The sequence below is a fragment of the Acidiphilium sp. 20-67-58 genome (assembly GCF_002255515.1).
In the GTDB taxonomy this organism is placed as follows: domain Bacteria; phylum Pseudomonadota; class Alphaproteobacteria; order Acetobacterales; family Acetobacteraceae; genus Acidiphilium.
Genome location: NZ_NCAS01000025.1, coordinates 33,929 through 48,715, shown reverse-complemented (window position 1 = coordinate 48,715; position 14,787 = coordinate 33,929). Strand labels below are relative to the sequence as shown.

Below are 14,787 nucleotides of genomic sequence, written 5' to 3'. Positions count from 1 at the left end.
GCATGACCAATCCGGCTTGGATTTGCAACCCGGCGTGCGGCAAGTGTGGGGCGGCGCCGCTATCCGCCGGCAGCGCGCTGCCCAGTCTCGCGCTCCCCGGTTTCGCGCTCCATCATCTCGCGCATGAGGAATTTCTGGATCTTGCCCGTCACCGTCATCGGGAACTCCTCGACGATGCGCACGACGCGGGGGATCTTGTAATGCGCGATCCGGCCCTCGCAGAAGCCGATCACCTCCGCGGGCGTGAGGGTCTCGCCGGGGTTGGGCTTCACCCATGCGCAGGGCACCTCGCCCCATTTCGCATCCGCGATGCCGAACACCGAGACGCTGGCGATCCTGGGGTGGGTGAACAGGAATTCCTCCACCTCGCGCGGGTAGATGTTCTCGCCGCCGCGGATCACCACGTCCTTGCTGCGGCCGACGATGGTGCAATAACCCTCCTCGTCGATCACGCCGAGATCGCCGGTATGCATCCAGCCGGCGGCGTCGATCGCCTCGGCGGTTTTCGCGGCGTTGCCCCAGTAGCCGAGCATCACCGAATAGCCGCGCGTGCACAGCTCGCCCCGCTCGCCGCGTTTGACGATCCTGCCCTCGGCGTCGATCACCTTGACCTCGAGATGCGGGTGGATGCGGCCGACCGTCGCCACCCGGCGCTCGGGCGTGTCGTCGGTCGCGGACTGGAAGCTGACCGGGGAGGTCTCGGTCATGCCGTAGCAGATGGTGATTTCGGGCATGTGCATGCGGTTCATCACCCGGCGCATCACCTCGATCGGGCAGGAGGTGCCGGCCATGATCCCGCCGCGCAGCGAGGAGAGGTCGAACCCCTCGAACCCGGGATGTTCGAGCATGGCGATGAACATGGTCGGCACGCCGTAGAGATGGGCGCAGCGCTCCTCGGCCACCGCGCTCAGCGTTGCCAGCGCATCGAACCCGGCGGCGGGATAGACCATCGTCGCGCCATGGGTGATGGCGGCGAGATTGCCCATCACCATGCCGAAGCAGTGATAGAGCGGCACCGGGATGCAGATTTTCTCGCCATCCCGCAGGCCGATCCCCCTTCCCACGAAATAGCCGTTGTTGAGGATGTTGTGGTGCGAGAGGGTGGCGCCCTTGGGCGCGCCGGTCGTCCCCGAGGTGAACTGGATGTTGATCGGGTCGTCGAATTGCAGGTCGGCGCGCAGGGTCGCGAGGGTGGCGCGGCTCGCCGGGGTCGCGGCGGCGGCGATGGTGGCGAAGGGCGCCATGCCGGCGGGCAGATCCGCGGCGCGCGCCTCAGGGACGCCGATGACGAAGCGGCGTTCGAGATGCGGCAGGCGGTCCGGCGGAATGCTGCCCAGCATCGCCACGTAGTCGCTCGACTTGAAGGTCCGGGCGAGGACGAGGGCGCGGCACTGCACGTCGTTCAGCACGTATTCCAGCTCGGCGGTGCGATAGGCCGGGTTGATGGTGACGAGGATGATCCCCGCCCGCGCCGAGGCGAATTGCAGGATCGCCCATTCCGCGTTGTTGGGCGACCAGATGCCGATGCGGTCGCCGCGGCGCAGGCCGAGGGCGAGCAGGCCGGCGGCGACATCGTCCACCGCGCGGTCGAACGCGGCGTAGGTGAAGCGCTCGCCGCTCTCGCGCACCACCAGCGCCTCGCGGTCGGGGTGGCGGCGGGCGGTTTCGGCCAGGGCCTCGCCGATGGTTCGTCATGGTTCGTTGTCTCCCTGCGGCCGAGCGTAATGCAGCCGCCGGACGGCGCAAGGGGGCGGGTGGCCGCGCCGCTGGAGCCGCTCTATAACGGGGCGATGATCCCGCCGCCCGACCGCGCCTGATGCCGTCCCGCCCCAGCGCCACGATCGAGCGCCGGCTGGATGAGGCCGCCGCCGCCTGTGCCGCCGCCGGCCGGCAGCTCACGCGGCAGCGCCGTGCCGTGCTCGGCCTGATCCTCGCCGCCGAGGGGCCGCTGACCGCCTACGAATTGCTCGACCGGCTGCGCGAGAGCCATCGCGGCGCCACCCCGGCGACGATCTATCGCGCGCTCGAATTCCTCATCGCGGCGGATCTCGTGCACAAGGTTGAGAGCCTGAGCGCGTATGTTTCCTGCGCCGATCCGGCGGGCGAGGCGCAGGGCCATACCCATGCGGCACAGTTCTTCATCTGCCGCCAGTGCGGCGCGGTGGCCGAGCTGGAGGACGAGGCGGTGGCCGCGGCGCTGGAAGCCGCCGCGGCGCGGATCGGCTTTGCCGCCGGCAGCGCGATCGTCGAGGTCGGCGGGCTGTGCGCCGCCTGCGCTGGCGGTTAGAGCATCATCCGATCAGATGGAGCCATCTGATCGGATAAAGATGCTCGGTTTATCAGTATGATAGGGCATCATCCGACCCGGATGGATCGGGTAAAGATGCTCTAGGTGCTTCGCGGCGGGGTGCCGGCGCGGGCGATGGGGGCGACGAATTGCGGCTCGGTGTCCCAGGGAAACAGGATCCAGGTGTCCTGCGAGACCTCGGTGATGAAGGTATCGACCAGCGCCTTGCCGGCCGGCTTGGCATAGACCGTGGCGAAATGGGCGCGGGGGAGAAGCTGGCGCACCTCCCGCGCGGTGGTGCCGGTATCGACCAGGTCGTCGATGATCAGGAAGCCCGCACCGTCGCCGGCGGCGGTGGGCGGCTTGGTGATGGTGGGTTTGCCGATCCGCTCCTCGTCATAGGTGACGATGCTGACGGTCTCGATCAGGCGGCATTCCAGCTCGCGGGCGATGATGGCGGCCGGGATCAGCCCGCCGCGGGTGATCGCGACGATGCCATCGAAGGGCGCCAGCGCGTTGAGCCGCCAGGCCAGCGCCTTGGAGTCGCGGTGAAGCTGGTCCCACGAGACGGTGTAGTAATGCGCGGCCATCAGAACAGGCGTCCTCCGTCGGGCACGGTGAAATCGGGGCGGATCAGCACGACCTCGCCGTTCTCGTCCGGCATGCCGAGGGTGAGCACCTCGGACATGAAGGGGCCGATCTGGCGGGGCGGGAAATTGACCACGGCGCAGACCTGCCGGCCGATCAGCCGGTCCGGCGCGTAATGCACGGTGATCTGCGCCGAGGAGCGCTTCACGCCGATCTCGCTGCCGAAATCGATCCACAGGCGGATGGCGGGCTTGCGCGCCTCGGGGAAGGGCTTGGCATCGACGATGGTGCCGGCGCGGATGTCGACGCGGGCGAAATCGTCATAGGTGATCGGCGGGGACGTGTTCTCGGCCATGAGGCTGCATTGGCCAGCGCGGACGCATTGTCAATCCGGCGGCGGAATGCGATTGGATCGGCAAACCGTTACAGGAGTGTCCAGAGAATGCGCGATTTCGACTTTCCGGGCCGCAGCGCCGTTTATGCCGGGCGGGCGATGGCCGCGACCTCGATGCCGGCGGCGACCCTCGCCGCGCTCGATGCGCTGCGGGCGGGCGGCAACGCCCTCGATGCGGCGGTGACGGCGGCGGCGGTGCTCGGCGTGATCGAGCCGCATTCGACCGGCATCGGCGGCGATTGTTTCTGCCTCTACAAGAAGGCCGGCAGCCCCGAGGTGATCGCGCTGAACGGCTCGGGCCGCGCGCCGGCCGGGGCGACGGTCGATTATTTCGAGCAGCAGGGCATCACGCAGTTCGACAATATCTCGCCGCACGCCGTCACCGTGCCGGGGGCGGTCTCGGCATGGGAGACGCTGCTGGCGGCGCATGGGCGGCGCGGGCTCGATGCCGCGCTGGCGCCGGCGATCCACTATGCCGAGGAAGGGCATCCGGTGCATCCGCGCGTCGCGTTCGACTGGAAGCTGGTCGAGGGCAAGCTGCGCCGCAGCGGTGCCGCCGCCCTGCTGCCGGGCGGCGCCGCGCCGGTCGCGGGCACGATGTTCCGCCAGCCCGAGCTTGCCCGCACGCTGCGGGCGATCGCCAGGGACGGGGCGAAGGCGTTCTACGAGGGGCCGGTCGCCGCCGGGATCGTGGCTGAGCTGCGGGCGCGCGGCGGGGTGCATACCGAGGCGGATTTCGCCGCCGGGCGGACCGCGGCGAAATTCGTCACCCCCATCAAGCGCGATTTCGACGGGCTGACGATCTGGGAATGCCCGCCGAACGGCTCGGGCCTGCTGGCGCTGATGCTGCTCGGCATTCTCGAAGGGTTCGGCCCGGCGCCGGACGGGCCGATGGGGCCGATCCGGCTGCACCGGCATATCGAGGCGGCGCGCCTCGTCTACCGCGATCGCGACGCGCTGCTGGCCGACCCGGACCAGGCGGAGGTGCCGGTGTCGCATCTGCTCAGCGACGCGTATCTCGGCGGGCTGCGGGCGCTGATCCACGACGACCGGGCGATGGTGGACCTGCCGCGCGCCGGCGAGACGGCGCTGCCGCTGCATCGCGACACCGTCTATCTCTGCGTGGTGGACGAGGACGGCAATGCCTGCTCGTTCATCAACTCGACCTATGAGAGCTTCGGCTCGGGCATTCTCGCCGGGGATACCGGCGTGGTGCTGCACAATCGCGGCATGGGGTTCCGCATCCAGCGCGGCCATCCGAACTGCATCGCCCCTGGCAAGCGGCCGATGCACACGATCATCCCCGGCATGGCGACCCAGGGCGGCGAGGCGGTGATGCCATTCGGCGTGATGGGCGGGCATTACCAGCCGATGGGCCAGTCCTGGCTGGTGACCAACATGCGCCAGTACGGGCTCGACGTGCAGGAGGCGCTCGACCTGCCGCGGGTGTTCCCCTTCGCCGGGCAGGTGGAGCTGGAGCGCTCGGTGCCGATGGCGAGCCTCGAAGGGCTGGTCGCGCGCGGGCACAAGGTGGTGCGCGAGGACCGGCCGGATGCGCGGCCGCATGGCGGCGGCCAGGCGATCTGGATCGATCGCGGGCGCGGCGTGCTGATCGGCGGGTCCGACCCGCGCAAGGATGGCTGCGCGCTGGGGTATTGAGGCCGCGCCGCGCGCCCGCCCTCGCGCCAGCGGGGCGGGCGGCGGAATGTTCCCTATCGTCTTGACAAGACAGAGTATCCTCATCCGATCGGAGGCCTCCCTCTGATCGGATGATGCTCTGGTGCAACTTTCCGGTTCAAATCCGGACGAAAAAGGCGAATACTGTCTCCCGTCGGGAGAGCAGTGTCATGGAAGACCCCGCCCACGCAGCGGCCCCGCACGGGCCGCGCGCCGTCGCCCTGCTGGGGCCGCAGGGAAGCGGAAAGAGCACGCTGAGCATCGCCCTGTCCGCCGTCGCGGGCAATCTTCGCCGCGCGGGGCGCGCGCCGCCCGCCACCCGCGAGATCGTACCCTTGCATTGCGACTTCCTCGGCGAGCGCTGGGTGCTGCTGGATTGCCCCGGATCGCTGGAATTCGCGCAGGAGGCGGCGGCGGCGGTGGCGGTGGCGGATCTCGCGGTCGTCGTCGCCGAGCCGGACCCGGAGCGGGCGCTGGCGCTGCGGCCGGTGTTTCGGATGCTGGAGGAACAGGGCGTGCCGTTCCTCGTGTTCGTCAACAAGGTGGATGCGATGGGCGCGCCGGCCGAGGCGCTGCTGGCGGCGATGCAGGCGGAGACTTCGGTGCCGCTGGTGGCCCGGCAGATGCCGCTGCGCGAGGGCGAGCGGGTGAGCGGCTATGTCGACCTGCTGTCCGAGCGGGCGTTCCGCTACCGGCCGGATGCCGCCTCGGAGCGGATCGGCCTGCCGGCGGCGGCGGAAGCGACCGAGCAGGCGGCGCATGACGCGCTGGTCGACAGTCTTGCCGACCGCGACGACGAGCTGCTCGAACAGGTGATCGAGGGCGCGGCGCCGAGCCCGGCATCGCTCTACGGCCATTTCCGCCGGGACATGGAGGCGGGCAGCCTGGCGGGGGTGATGTTCGGCGCGGCCGAGCACGCGCATGGGGTGTTGCGGCTGTGGAAGGCGCTGCGGCACGACGCGCCGGAGGTGACGACCACGGCGGCGCGGCACGGCATCGCGCCCGACGGGCCGGCGCTGGCGCAGGTGTTTCGCACCAGCTGGCGCGGCGCGGCGGGCAAGCTTTCCTTCGTCCGGGTCTGGCGCGGGGCGCTGCGCGACGGGACCAGCCATAGCGGCGTGCGGATCGGCGGGATGATGCGCTTTGCCGCGGGCGAGTTGCAGCGCATCGCCGAGGCCGGGGCGGGCGATGTCGTCGCCCTTGGCCGGCTCGAAGGGATCGGGACCGGCTTCGCGCTGGGCGAGGCGGCGCCGCATCTCGGCTTTCCCGCCGCCCCGCCGCCGCTGCACGAGGTTGCGATCGCGGCCGCGGACCGGCGCGATGACGTCAAGCTCGCCGGCGGGCTCGAAAAACTGCTGGAGGAGGACACGGCGCTCCGCCTCGCGCGCGATCCCGAAAGCGGCGAGACGCGGCTGGCCGGGCTGGGCGAGCTTCATCTCGGCAGTGCGGTGGAGCGGCTGGAGCAGCTCGCGGGGGTTGCGGTGCGGACGGCGCGGCCGCGCGTCGCGTTCCGCGAGACGATCCGCCGGGCGGTGCGCGAGCATGCGCGGCTGAAGCGGCAGACCGGCGGGCATGGCCAGTTCGCCGATGTCACGCTGGAGATCGCGCCGCGCGCGCGGGGCGAGGGTTTCGCCTTTGCCGACCGCATCGTCGGCGGCGCGGTGCCGAAGCAGTATATCGCCGCGGTGGCCGATGCGGCGGAGGAGGCGATGCGGCGCGGGCCGTTCGGCCATCCGGTGGTGGATGTCGCGGTGACGCTGGTCGATGGCGGGTTCCACGCGGTAGACAGTTCGGACATGGCGTTCCGCGCGGCGACGCGGGCGGGCATGGCGGAGGCGCTGGCGAAGGCCGAGCCGGTGCTGCTGGAGCCGATCCACCGGATCAGGGTCAGCGCGCCGAACGCCTTCACCGCCGGGGTGCAGCGGCTGCTGACCGGGCGGCGCGGGCAGATTCTCGGCTATGCCGAGCGGCCGGGCTGGACGGGTTGGGACGACACCGAGGCGTTGCTGCCGGCGGCGGAGCTGCATGGGCTCGCGGTCGAATTGCGGTCGCAGACCGTGGGGCTCGGGAGTTTCGTGCATGAATTCGACCGCCTGTCCGAAGCGCCGGCGCGGCTGGCGGAGAAGGTGGCGCAGGCGGCGAGCGGCTGATTCTAGAGCATCATCCGATCAGATGGAATCATTTGATCGGATAAAGATGCTCTATTTATCAACAAGATAGAGCACTACATCCGATCCAATCGGATCGGAAAGTGCTCTAAAAGCAAGGAGACGAGATGGACACGCAGGTTTCCGGCACGCTGGACGCGCCGTTGCTGATCGGGCGGGATTCGCGGGGCGTGGTCACGCTCACGCTCAACCGGCCGGCGAGTTTCAATGCGCTGTCGGACGAATTGCTCGCTGCCCTCGATGCGGCGATCGGCGCGATCGCGGCGGATGCGGATGCGCGGGTGGTGGTGCTGGCGGCGGCGGGCCGCGCCTTCTGCGCCGGGCACGATTTGCGGGAGATGATCGCGCGCGAGGCGGCGGACGCGCATCGCGACCTGTTCGCGCGCTGCACCGCGGTGATGCTCGGCTTGCAGCGCCTGCCGGTTCCGGTGATCGCGCGGGTTCAGGGGGTGGCGACGGCGGCGGGCTGCCAGCTGGTGGCGAGTTGCGACCTTGCGGTGGCGGCGGCGAGCGCGCGTTTCGCGGTTTCGGGTATCAATCTCGGCCTGTTCTGCTCGACGCCGAGTGTCGCCCTTGCCCGCGCGGTGCCGCGCAAGGCGGCGCTGGAGATGCTGTTCACCGGCGAGATGATCGATGCCGCCGAGGCGGCGCGGCGCTTCCTGATCAACGAGGTCGCACCGGATGACGGGCTGGACGACGCGGTGGCGCGGCGTGTGGAGCAGATTCTCGCCAAGCCGCGCGCCGCCCTCGCCATCGGCAAGGCGCAGTTCTACCGGCAGATCGAGCTTGGCATCGCCGACGCCTATGACGTGGCGGGCGAGGCGATGGCCTGCAACATGCAGGATGCTTCGGCGCGGGAAGGGATCGCTCGCTTCCTCGACCGTAGGAAATAATTCCAAACGGCAGGAAACAATTCAGTAGGACGGAATTCCCATCCGGCCCTGGAATAAAAACCGGGGCCGGAGCGGGGTGTCAGAGCATCTTTATCCGATCAGATGATTCCATCTGATCGGATGATGCTCCAGTGTCCCGAATCTGAAATCCATCGGATTTCAGGTTCACAGTGGACACTAGAAAAAACAATAGTTTAGTGGCCTGCTTGTCCCTGAAATTCACCCACGAATTTCAGGGGCAGGACACTAGTACATGTGCTGGCCGCCGTTGATCGACAGGGTCGAGCCGGTGATGAAATCGGCCTCGTCGGCGGTTAGGAAGACCACGCCGCGGGCGATGTCCTCGGCATGGCCGAGGCGGCCGACCGGGATTTTCGCGATGATCTTCTCAAGCACTTCCGGCGGCACCGCGCGCACCATGTCGGTATCGACATAGCCGGGGGCGATGGCGTTGACGGTGATGCCGAAGCGCGCACCTTCCTGGGCGAGCGCCTTGGTAAAGCCGTGAATGCCCGATTTCGCGGCGGCGTAGTTGACCTGGCCGTACTGGCCGGCCTGGCCGTTGATCGAGCCGATATTCACGATGCGGCCGAACTTGCGCTCCTTCATCCCGTCGAACGTCGCCTTGCAGAGATTGAAGCAGGAGCCGAGATTGGTGTCGATCACCGCGTCCCACATGTCGCGGGTCATGCGCGCGAGGGTGGCGTCGCGGGTGATGCCGGCATTGTTGACGAGAACCTCGATCGGGCCGAGGCGGCTGGTCAGGCGGCCGATGGCCTCGATGGTCTGCTCGAAATCGCCGACATCGAACTTCACCGTCTCGATGCCGTGAACGGCGGTGAAATTCTCGGCCGCCGCCTGGTTGCCGGCATAGGTGGCAACGACGGTACGGCCGGCTGCCTTCAGCGCGACGCTGATGGCCGCGCCGATGCCACGCGTGCCGCCGGTAACGAGTGCGATTCGAGACATTCTGTTTTCCTCCCTCTGGATCTGGCGTTTCGCCGATCGGGTTCCTCATCACTCTGGACCGGTTTGGCGAGACTGTCCATGATGGAAATCAACCAGTTATCGATGTTTCATGTACGGAACGAGGCGAGGCTGCGGCGCTGGCGTCCGGCCTCGTCGAAATTGCCGGGTGCCAGCCAGGATGCGAGCGCCGCGCGGCGGTCGGGCCATTCGGGGGCGATGATCGAGAACCAGGCGGTGTCGCGGTTGCGGCCCTGGGTGACGGCGTTCTCGCGGAAGACGCCCTCGAAGGTGAAGCCGAGGCGCAGGGCAGCGGCGCGGGAGGGCTGGTTCAGGCTGTTGCACTGCCATTCCACCCGCCGGTAGCCCAGGTCGTCGAAGGCGTGGCGGAGCATCAGGAACAGCGCCTCGGTGCCGGCACGGTGGCGCTGGAGCAGCGGCGTGAAGTTGATCGAGCCGAGTTCGAGCGTGCCGTTCGCCGCGGCGATGTTCATGAAGGCGGCGTGGCCGGCGGGCTGGCCGCTTGCCGCCTCGATGATGGCATAGGCGATGCGGCCGGGGGGTGCGGCCATGGACTCGACATAGTCGCGGTAGGCGGCCTCGTCCGCCGGCCGGGCGGTGCGCCACCAGGTCCAGTCCCGCTCGTCCGGTGCGGCGCGGAACCCGGCGATCAGGCCGGCGCCGTGGCGGGCGGGGTCCAGCCGTTCCAGCCGGCAATAGCGCCCCTCGAAGCCGGCGGCGTCGGGGAGCGGGCGCGGCGTCCAGCCGGGGACGGGCGCGCCGACGATCTGGCCATAGGCGTTGGTTTCGCTCATGCGGTGCGCATCTCCGGTTCGCGGAATTTTATCCTATTCGCTGTAGGCGCAGGATTCGCCTTCGGAATCGCGGAACACGGCGACGCGGGCAAGGCCGGGGCAGGCAGGGGCGAGATGCGCCCAGATGAAGCGGGCGAGGTTTTCCAGCGTCGCCGGGCCGAGGCCGTCCACGTCGTCGAGGAAGCGGTGGTCGAGCGCGTCGCGGATCGCGGCGAGGTGCTGGCCGAGCCTGCCGAAATCCATCAGCATGCCGCTCGCATCCGGCGCGCCGCGCAGGGTGACCGTGGCGCGGTAGGAATGGCCGTGGATGCGGCGGCTCGCCTCGGTGGCGATCTGCCGGTTCAGCGTGTGGGCCGCCTCGAAGCGGAATTCCTTGGTGATTTCGTACATGGTCAGGGGATGCCGAGATATTTGTGGGTCTGCATCGACAGGCGCCATTGCGGATGGGCGAGGCAGTAATCGATCGCGGCGCGCGTGTTGGCCGCGCGGTCCGGCCCGTCCATCGGCTGGAGCAGGAAATGCGCGAAATCGAGCCCGGCGAAGCGCTCCGGGGCGGCTTCGGGCTGCGGATAGACCAGTTTCAGCTCCGATCCCTGGCGGACCACGAGGTCGGCTCCTGCCTTGGGGCTGACGCAGAGCCAGTCGATGCCCGGTGGCGGTTCGATCGTGCCGTTGGTCTCGACCGCGATTTCGAAGCCGGAATCGTGCACCGCTTCGATCAGCGGCGCGTCGAGCTGGAGCAGGGGTTCGCCGCCGGTGAAGACGACGAGCGCGTCGCGGGTGGAAGCGGCGGGCCAGGCGGCTGCGATGGCGCGGGCGAGGCCGGCGGCATCGGCGAAGCGGCCGCCGCCCGGACCGTCGGTGCCGACGAAATCGGTGTCGCAGAAGCGGCAGACCGCGCCCGCGCGGTCCTGTTCCCGGCCGGACCACAGATTGCACCCGGCGAAGCGGCAGAACACCGCGGCGCGGCCGGCATTGCGCCCCTCGCCCTGCAGGGTGGGAAAGATTTCCTTTACAGTATAGGCCATGGTGGCGTGACCTACCGCAAATCGGCGGCGCTGGCGACGGGGGGCGGCGGCATTGCCGCCATCACGCCCGATCGCAGCTTGACGGGCGCGGCTTGATCGCGCGGCGCAGTCCCGGCACGATCATGTGCATGAACGCAACGAACCCGCCGAAGCACCATCTGTTGATCGCCGGCACCGGGCGGAGCGGCACCTCGTTCCTCGTGCGCTGGCTCGCCGAGCTGGGGATGGAGACGCATTTCTCCCGTTTCGGCGAACATGCCGCGTGGAACGAGGAGGCCAATGCCGGGGCCGAGAACCTGCCGCTGCCGGCGCTGGACGCGGACATGCCCTATGTCGTCAAATCGCCCTGGGTGACGGAATTCATCGACCAGGTGCTGGCCGATCCGGGGATCGTGCTCGATGGCGTGATCGTGCCGATGCGCGATCTCGCCGATGCGGCGGCGAGCCGGACCATCCTCGAATTGCAGAACATGGCGGCCGAGCCCGACTGGCCGCTGGTGATGGACAAGCCCTGGGCGCATCGGGGGGTGACGCCGGGCGGGGTGGTGTATTCGCTGCATCCGCTCGACCAGGCGCGGGTGCTGGCCCTCGGCTTTCATCATTTGCTGGAGCGGCTGGTGGCGGCGGAGGTGAAGGTGGTGATGGTGTCCTTCCCCCGGCTGATCGAGGATTCGGCCTATCTCTACCGCACCCTCGCGCCGCTGCTGCCGCCGCAGGTGGATCTGGCGGCGGCGCAGGCGGCGCATGCGCGCATCGCCGATCCGGCGAAGGTGCGGGTGGGTGCTGGCGGGCATGACGCAACGCTCGAACGGCTCGACCGCGCGGCGCTGAACCGCGAGATCGGCCGGCTGCGGCGCGAGATGGCGGCGCTGGAGGAGCGGGCGGCGACGGCGGGCGAGGCGGCAGCGGCGGCGCGGCGTCACGCCGAAACGATCGAGCGCAGCCGGATGTGGCGCGCGCTCGGGCCGCTGCGGCGGGCGCTGCACGGGCTGCGGGGCGGTGGGCGATGATAGCGCTTTCTTTTTCCTGAGAACTCGCCCATATTGTAAAGAGAATGTTACACAACGCACCTGACGCATGGCACGGCAGGGGCAGAACAGGGGTTTCGCGCTGATGCGGTGCTGGCTTGTGCCGGACGAACGGGAGGCCCGCGCCCGTCTTTCTGAATTCATTTACGGAACATTGATATTTTCGGCGCCAGAGTGGCGTGACGAGAAAGGCGGTTTGCGCCCATGATGTATGACATCTACCAGACTCAGGACGATCTCCTGGCCCCCTTGCGCATGGCGGCGCGCACGATGCTGCCGCTGTTCGAGCTGATGGAGCCACCCTTCGGCATTCCCAGCCTGCCGGTGGCCGCGCGGGCGGCGCTGGAGATTTTCGGCAATAGCGGCATCTCCCACAAGCGGCCGGAATTCGGCATCGTCCGCGTGCGCGCCGGCGGGCGGGATGTCGCCGTCACCGAGACGGTGGTGACCGGCACGCCCTTCGGCGACCTGCTGCATTTCCGCAAGGACATGGCAGCACCGGGGCCGCGCGTGCTGATCGCCGCCCCGCTCTCGGGCCATTTCGCGACCCTGCTGCGCAATACCGTCGAGGTCATGTTGCAGGATCACGACGTGTTCATCACCGACTGGAAGAACGCGCGCGACGTTCCGCTGGGGGCCGGGCGCTTCGGCTTCGACGAATACGTGGCGCATATCATGGATTTCCTGCGCGAGCTGGGGCCGGGCGCGCATGTGGTTGCCGTTTGCCAGCCGGCGGTGGCGGTGTTCGCCGCGACCGCGCTGATGGCCGAGGCCGGCGATCCGGCGACGCCGCGCAGCATGACGCTGATGGGCGGGCCGATCGATACCAGGCGCAACCCCTCGAAGGTCAACGAACTCGCCAAGACCCGCGATATCGCCTGGTTCCGCAAGAACCTGATCACCACCGTGCCGAGCCGCTTCGCCGGCGCGGGGCGGGCGGTCTATCCCGGGTTCGTGCAGCTCGCCTCCTTCGTGTCGATGAATCTCGACCGGCATATCGGCGCGCATCTGCGCCAGTTCCGCGCCATCGTCACCGAGGATGACGCGAGCGAGGCGGCGCATCGCAAATTCTACGACGAATACCAGTCGGTGATGGACCTGACGGCGGAATTCTATCTCGAAACCGTCGAGCGCGTGTTCCAGCGGCACGACCTGCCGCGCGGCCAGCTGAGCTGGCGCGGCCAGATGGTGCGGCCGGCGGCGATCGACCAGACATCGGTCTTCACCGTCGAGGGCGAGCGTGACGATATCTGCCCGCCCGGCCAGTCGATCGCGGCACTCGATCTCTGCACCGGGCTGAAACCGGCGCAGAAGCGCAACCACCTCCAGCTCGGCGTCGGCCATTACGGCGTGTTCTCCGGCTCGCGCTGGGCGAACGAAATCTATCCGCAGCTCTGCGGGATCATCGCCGCCGCCGGCTGAATGGCCGGCTGAATTTCTGGCGGAACGGCCGGCCGGCTGGCTGGCCGGTTGGGGGCGGGAATACAAGCGCCGCCATCAGCTGGCGGACGCGCCGCACCGTGTGATGGCGGGACAGGCCGGTGGCGATCACCGCATCGGCGCGGCGGCGTTTTTCGGCATCCGGCATTTGCAGGGCGATGATCCGCTCGATTTCCGTGCGGGGCAGGCCGCGGCGCAGCACCCGCGCGATCTGCACCGCGCGCGGGGCGGAGACGGTGAGCGCCAGATCGACCCGCGCCTCGCCGCCGGTTTCGAACAGCAGCGGAATGTCGAGCAGCACCGCGCGGGCGCCGCGCCTGCGGGCGGCGGCCAGGAATTTTTTCTCAGCTTCCCGCACCATGCGGTGCATGATCGCTTCCAGGCGGCGCCGCGCGGCGGGATCGGCCAGCACATGCGCGCGCAGGGCGGCGCGGTCGAGCACGCCGGCGCGCACCACGCCGGGAAACGAAGCGGCGATGGGCGCAAGCGCCGCCCCGCCCGGCGCCTGGAGCGCGCGCACCGTGGCATCGGCATCGAACACCGGCACGCGACGGCGGCGGAAGATCCCGGCGACGGTCGATTTCCCCATCCCGATCCCGCCGGTGAGGCCGATGATCTTCATCCCATCAGGTCGGAAGCGACGGCGCGGTAGAGCGCATCGTCCACCACCGGGGTGACGCCGAACCACGCGGCGAAGCCCGGCACCGCCTGGTGCAGCAGCATCCCCAGCCCCTCGACCGCGACGAGGCCGCGCGCCCGGGCCTCGGCCAGCAGCCTGGTTTCCAGCGGGACATAGACGATGTCCGCCACCGCCATGCCGGGGGCGGCGCGGGCGAGATCGAGTTCGAGCGCCGGATGCCCGGCCATGCCGAGCGAGGTCGTGTTGACCACCAGCGCGTGGTCCGCCAGCGCCTCAGCCCGCGCCTCCCACGGGAGATGGGCGAGGCCGAATTCCCGCGCCAGCGCCGCCGCGCGCGCGGGCGAGCGGTTGCATAGCGTGACCGCCGCCCCCGCATCCTGCAATGCGGTGGCGATGGCCCGCGCGGCCCCGCCGGCGCCGAGCACCAGCGCCGGGCCGGCGGCGGGATCGACGCCATGGGCGCGCAGATTGGCGAGAAAGCCCGATCCGTCGGTATTCGCGCCCTCGATCCCCGTCGGCGTGAAGACGAGCGTGTTCACCGCGCCGGCGCGCCGCGCGCTGTCGGCCACGCGGTCGCACACGGCGAAGGCGGCTTCCTTGTGCGGGATCGTCACGTTGGCCCCGGCGAAACCCATTTTCGCCAGGGCGGCGACGCAGGCGGCGAAATCGTCCGGGGCGATGGCGAGCGGGAGATAGGCGCCGTCGATCCCGTGGCGTTCGAGCCAGGTGCCGTGCAGGCGGGGCGAGCGGGAATGGGCGACCGGATAGCCGATCACCCCGGCGAGGCGTGCGTGGCCGGAAAGGATCATGGACTGTTTCGATCATGAAGCGGCGCCGGCGGCAAGGGGCGGTTTCGCGCCGGC

Annotated in this window: 15 protein-coding genes; 6 read left to right on the top strand and 9 right to left on the bottom strand. The window is 69.4% G+C overall.

The genetic code is table 11. The annotated features are described in order from the left end of the window. Positions 1 to 59: 59 nt before the first annotated feature. Positions 60 to 1,685 (bottom strand): AMP-binding protein, encoded by a 1,626-nt coding sequence (locus tag B7Z76_RS11125; protein ID WP_291343978.1) that lies wholly within the window; start codon positions 1,683 to 1,685, stop codon positions 60 to 62. Positions 1,686 to 1,816: 131 nt separating this feature from the next. Between B7Z76_RS11125 and B7Z76_RS11120 the strand changes: the two genes are divergently transcribed. Beyond that, entirely contained in the window at positions 1,817 to 2,287 is a 471-nt protein-coding gene (locus B7Z76_RS11120; RefSeq protein ID WP_174503442.1) for a Fur family transcriptional regulator, read from the top strand. 101 nt (positions 2,288 to 2,388) lie between these two features. On the opposite strand, the gene gpt is transcribed toward B7Z76_RS11120, so the two are convergent. Both gpt and B7Z76_RS11110 read right to left on the bottom strand, forming a co-directional pair. Continuing rightward, on the bottom strand, positions 2,389 to 2,877 hold the full coding sequence (gene gpt / locus B7Z76_RS11115) for a xanthine phosphoribosyltransferase (RefSeq protein WP_174503441.1): 489 nt from the start codon (positions 2,875 to 2,877) through the stop codon (positions 2,389 to 2,391). Beyond that, on the bottom strand, positions 2,877 to 3,230 hold the full coding sequence (locus B7Z76_RS11110) for a tRNA-binding protein (protein WP_291343949.1): 354 nt from the start codon (positions 3,228 to 3,230) through the stop codon (positions 2,877 to 2,879). Before B7Z76_RS11110 ends, gpt begins: the two co-directional genes overlap by 1 nt. Positions 3,231 to 3,317: 87 nt before the next feature. On the opposite strand from B7Z76_RS11110, the gene B7Z76_RS11105 reads away from it, so the two are divergent. From B7Z76_RS11105 to B7Z76_RS11095, 3 genes are all read left to right on the top strand, one after another. Further along, the gene (locus B7Z76_RS11105; protein WP_291343947.1) at positions 3,318 to 4,928 is read left to right on the top strand and encodes a gamma-glutamyltransferase family protein; all 1,611 of its coding nucleotides are present in this window, start codon (positions 3,318 to 3,320) and stop codon (positions 4,926 to 4,928) included. A 188-nt stretch (positions 4,929 to 5,116) separates the two neighbouring features. Further along, positions 5,117 to 7,096 carry an elongation factor G gene (locus tag B7Z76_RS11100; RefSeq protein ID WP_291343945.1) on the top strand — a complete coding sequence of 660 codons (1,980 nt, stop codon included), beginning with the start codon at positions 5,117 to 5,119 and terminating at the stop codon, positions 7,094 to 7,096. A gap of 125 nt (positions 7,097 to 7,221) precedes the next feature. Beyond that, positions 7,222 to 8,007, top strand: coding sequence for an enoyl-CoA hydratase (locus tag B7Z76_RS11095; protein WP_291343944.1), 786 nt, complete (start codon positions 7,222 to 7,224; stop codon positions 8,005 to 8,007). A 246-nt stretch (positions 8,008 to 8,253) separates the two neighbouring features. Here B7Z76_RS11095 and phbB read toward each other — a convergent pair whose 3' ends face one another. From phbB to queE, 4 genes are all read right to left on the bottom strand, one after another. Next, the gene (phbB, locus tag B7Z76_RS11090) at positions 8,254 to 8,976 is read right to left on the bottom strand and encodes an acetoacetyl-CoA reductase (protein WP_174503436.1); all 723 of its coding nucleotides are present in this window, start codon (positions 8,974 to 8,976) and stop codon (positions 8,254 to 8,256) included. Positions 8,977 to 9,083: 107 nt separating this feature from the next. Next, positions 9,084 to 9,788 carry a GNAT family N-acetyltransferase gene (locus B7Z76_RS11085; protein WP_291343941.1) on the bottom strand — a complete coding sequence of 235 codons (705 nt, stop codon included), beginning with the start codon at positions 9,786 to 9,788 and terminating at the stop codon, positions 9,084 to 9,086. Between the two features lie 33 nt (positions 9,789 to 9,821). Next, positions 9,822 to 10,178, bottom strand: a complete 357-nt coding sequence (locus B7Z76_RS11080) for a 6-carboxytetrahydropterin synthase (protein ID WP_174503434.1) — start codon at positions 10,176 to 10,178, stop codon at positions 9,822 to 9,824. Positions 10,179 to 10,180: 2 nt separating this feature from the next. Further along, the gene (gene queE / locus B7Z76_RS11075; protein ID WP_174503433.1) at positions 10,181 to 10,816 is read right to left on the bottom strand and encodes a 7-carboxy-7-deazaguanine synthase; all 636 of its coding nucleotides are present in this window, start codon (positions 10,814 to 10,816) and stop codon (positions 10,181 to 10,183) included. Between the two features lie 128 nt (positions 10,817 to 10,944). Here queE and B7Z76_RS11070 point away from each other — a divergent pair, with 128 nt between their 5' ends. Together B7Z76_RS11070 and B7Z76_RS11065 are read left to right on the top strand one after the other, a co-directional pair. Then, complete coding sequence (locus B7Z76_RS11070) at positions 10,945 to 11,826, top strand: hypothetical protein (RefSeq protein WP_291343938.1); 882 nt, start codon at positions 10,945 to 10,947, stop codon at positions 11,824 to 11,826. A gap of 222 nt (positions 11,827 to 12,048) precedes the next feature. Next, a complete protein-coding gene (locus B7Z76_RS11065; protein ID WP_291343937.1) occupies positions 12,049 to 13,266 on the top strand; it encodes a polyhydroxyalkanoate depolymerase in 1,218 nt (405 codons plus the stop codon). Here the strand turns inward: B7Z76_RS11065 and coaE are convergent. Then, entirely contained in the window at positions 13,247 to 13,906 is a 660-nt protein-coding gene (coaE, locus tag B7Z76_RS11060; protein WP_291343935.1) for a dephospho-CoA kinase, read from the bottom strand. The genes B7Z76_RS11065 and coaE overlap by 20 nt on opposite strands. Beyond that, complete coding sequence (locus B7Z76_RS11055) at positions 13,903 to 14,733, bottom strand: shikimate dehydrogenase (protein ID WP_291343933.1); 831 nt, start codon at positions 14,731 to 14,733, stop codon at positions 13,903 to 13,905. Before B7Z76_RS11055 ends, coaE begins: the two co-directional genes overlap by 4 nt. Between the last annotated feature and the right edge of the window lie 54 nt (positions 14,734 to 14,787).

Bases quoted from the DNA above. Each gene is read 5' to 3' on its own strand.
- B7Z76_RS11105 (WP_291343947.1), top strand. From the start codon at position 3,318: ATGCGCGATTTCGACTTTCCGGGCCGCAGCGCCGTTTATGCCGGGCGG.
- B7Z76_RS11110 (WP_291343949.1), bottom strand. From the start codon at position 3,230: ATGGCCGAGAACACGTCCCCGCCGATCACCTATGACGATTTCGCCCGC.
- B7Z76_RS11065 (WP_291343937.1), top strand. From the start codon at position 12,049: ATGATGTATGACATCTACCAGACTCAGGACGATCTCCTGGCCCCCTTG.
- B7Z76_RS11070 (WP_291343938.1), top strand. From the start codon at position 10,945: ATGAACGCAACGAACCCGCCGAAGCACCATCTGTTGATCGCCGGCACC.
- coaE (WP_291343935.1), bottom strand. From the start codon at position 13,906: ATGAAGATCATCGGCCTCACCGGCGGGATCGGGATGGGGAAATCGACC.
- gpt (WP_174503441.1), bottom strand. From the start codon at position 2,877: ATGGCCGCGCATTACTACACCGTCTCGTGGGACCAGCTTCACCGCGAC.
- B7Z76_RS11080 (WP_174503434.1), bottom strand. From the start codon at position 10,178: ATGTACGAAATCACCAAGGAATTCCGCTTCGAGGCGGCCCACACGCTG.
- B7Z76_RS11120 (WP_174503442.1), top strand. From the start codon at position 1,817: ATGCCGTCCCGCCCCAGCGCCACGATCGAGCGCCGGCTGGATGAGGCC.
- B7Z76_RS11055 (WP_291343933.1), bottom strand. From the start codon at position 14,733: ATGATCCTTTCCGGCCACGCACGCCTCGCCGGGGTGATCGGCTATCCG.
- phbB (WP_174503436.1), bottom strand. From the start codon at position 8,976: ATGTCTCGAATCGCACTCGTTACCGGCGGCACGCGTGGCATCGGCGCG.
- B7Z76_RS11095 (WP_291343944.1), top strand. From the start codon at position 7,222: ATGGACACGCAGGTTTCCGGCACGCTGGACGCGCCGTTGCTGATCGGG.
- B7Z76_RS11100 (WP_291343945.1), top strand. From the start codon at position 5,117: ATGGAAGACCCCGCCCACGCAGCGGCCCCGCACGGGCCGCGCGCCGTC.
- queE (WP_174503433.1), bottom strand. From the start codon at position 10,816: ATGGCCTATACTGTAAAGGAAATCTTTCCCACCCTGCAGGGCGAGGGG.
- B7Z76_RS11085 (WP_291343941.1), bottom strand. From the start codon at position 9,788: ATGAGCGAAACCAACGCCTATGGCCAGATCGTCGGCGCGCCCGTCCCC.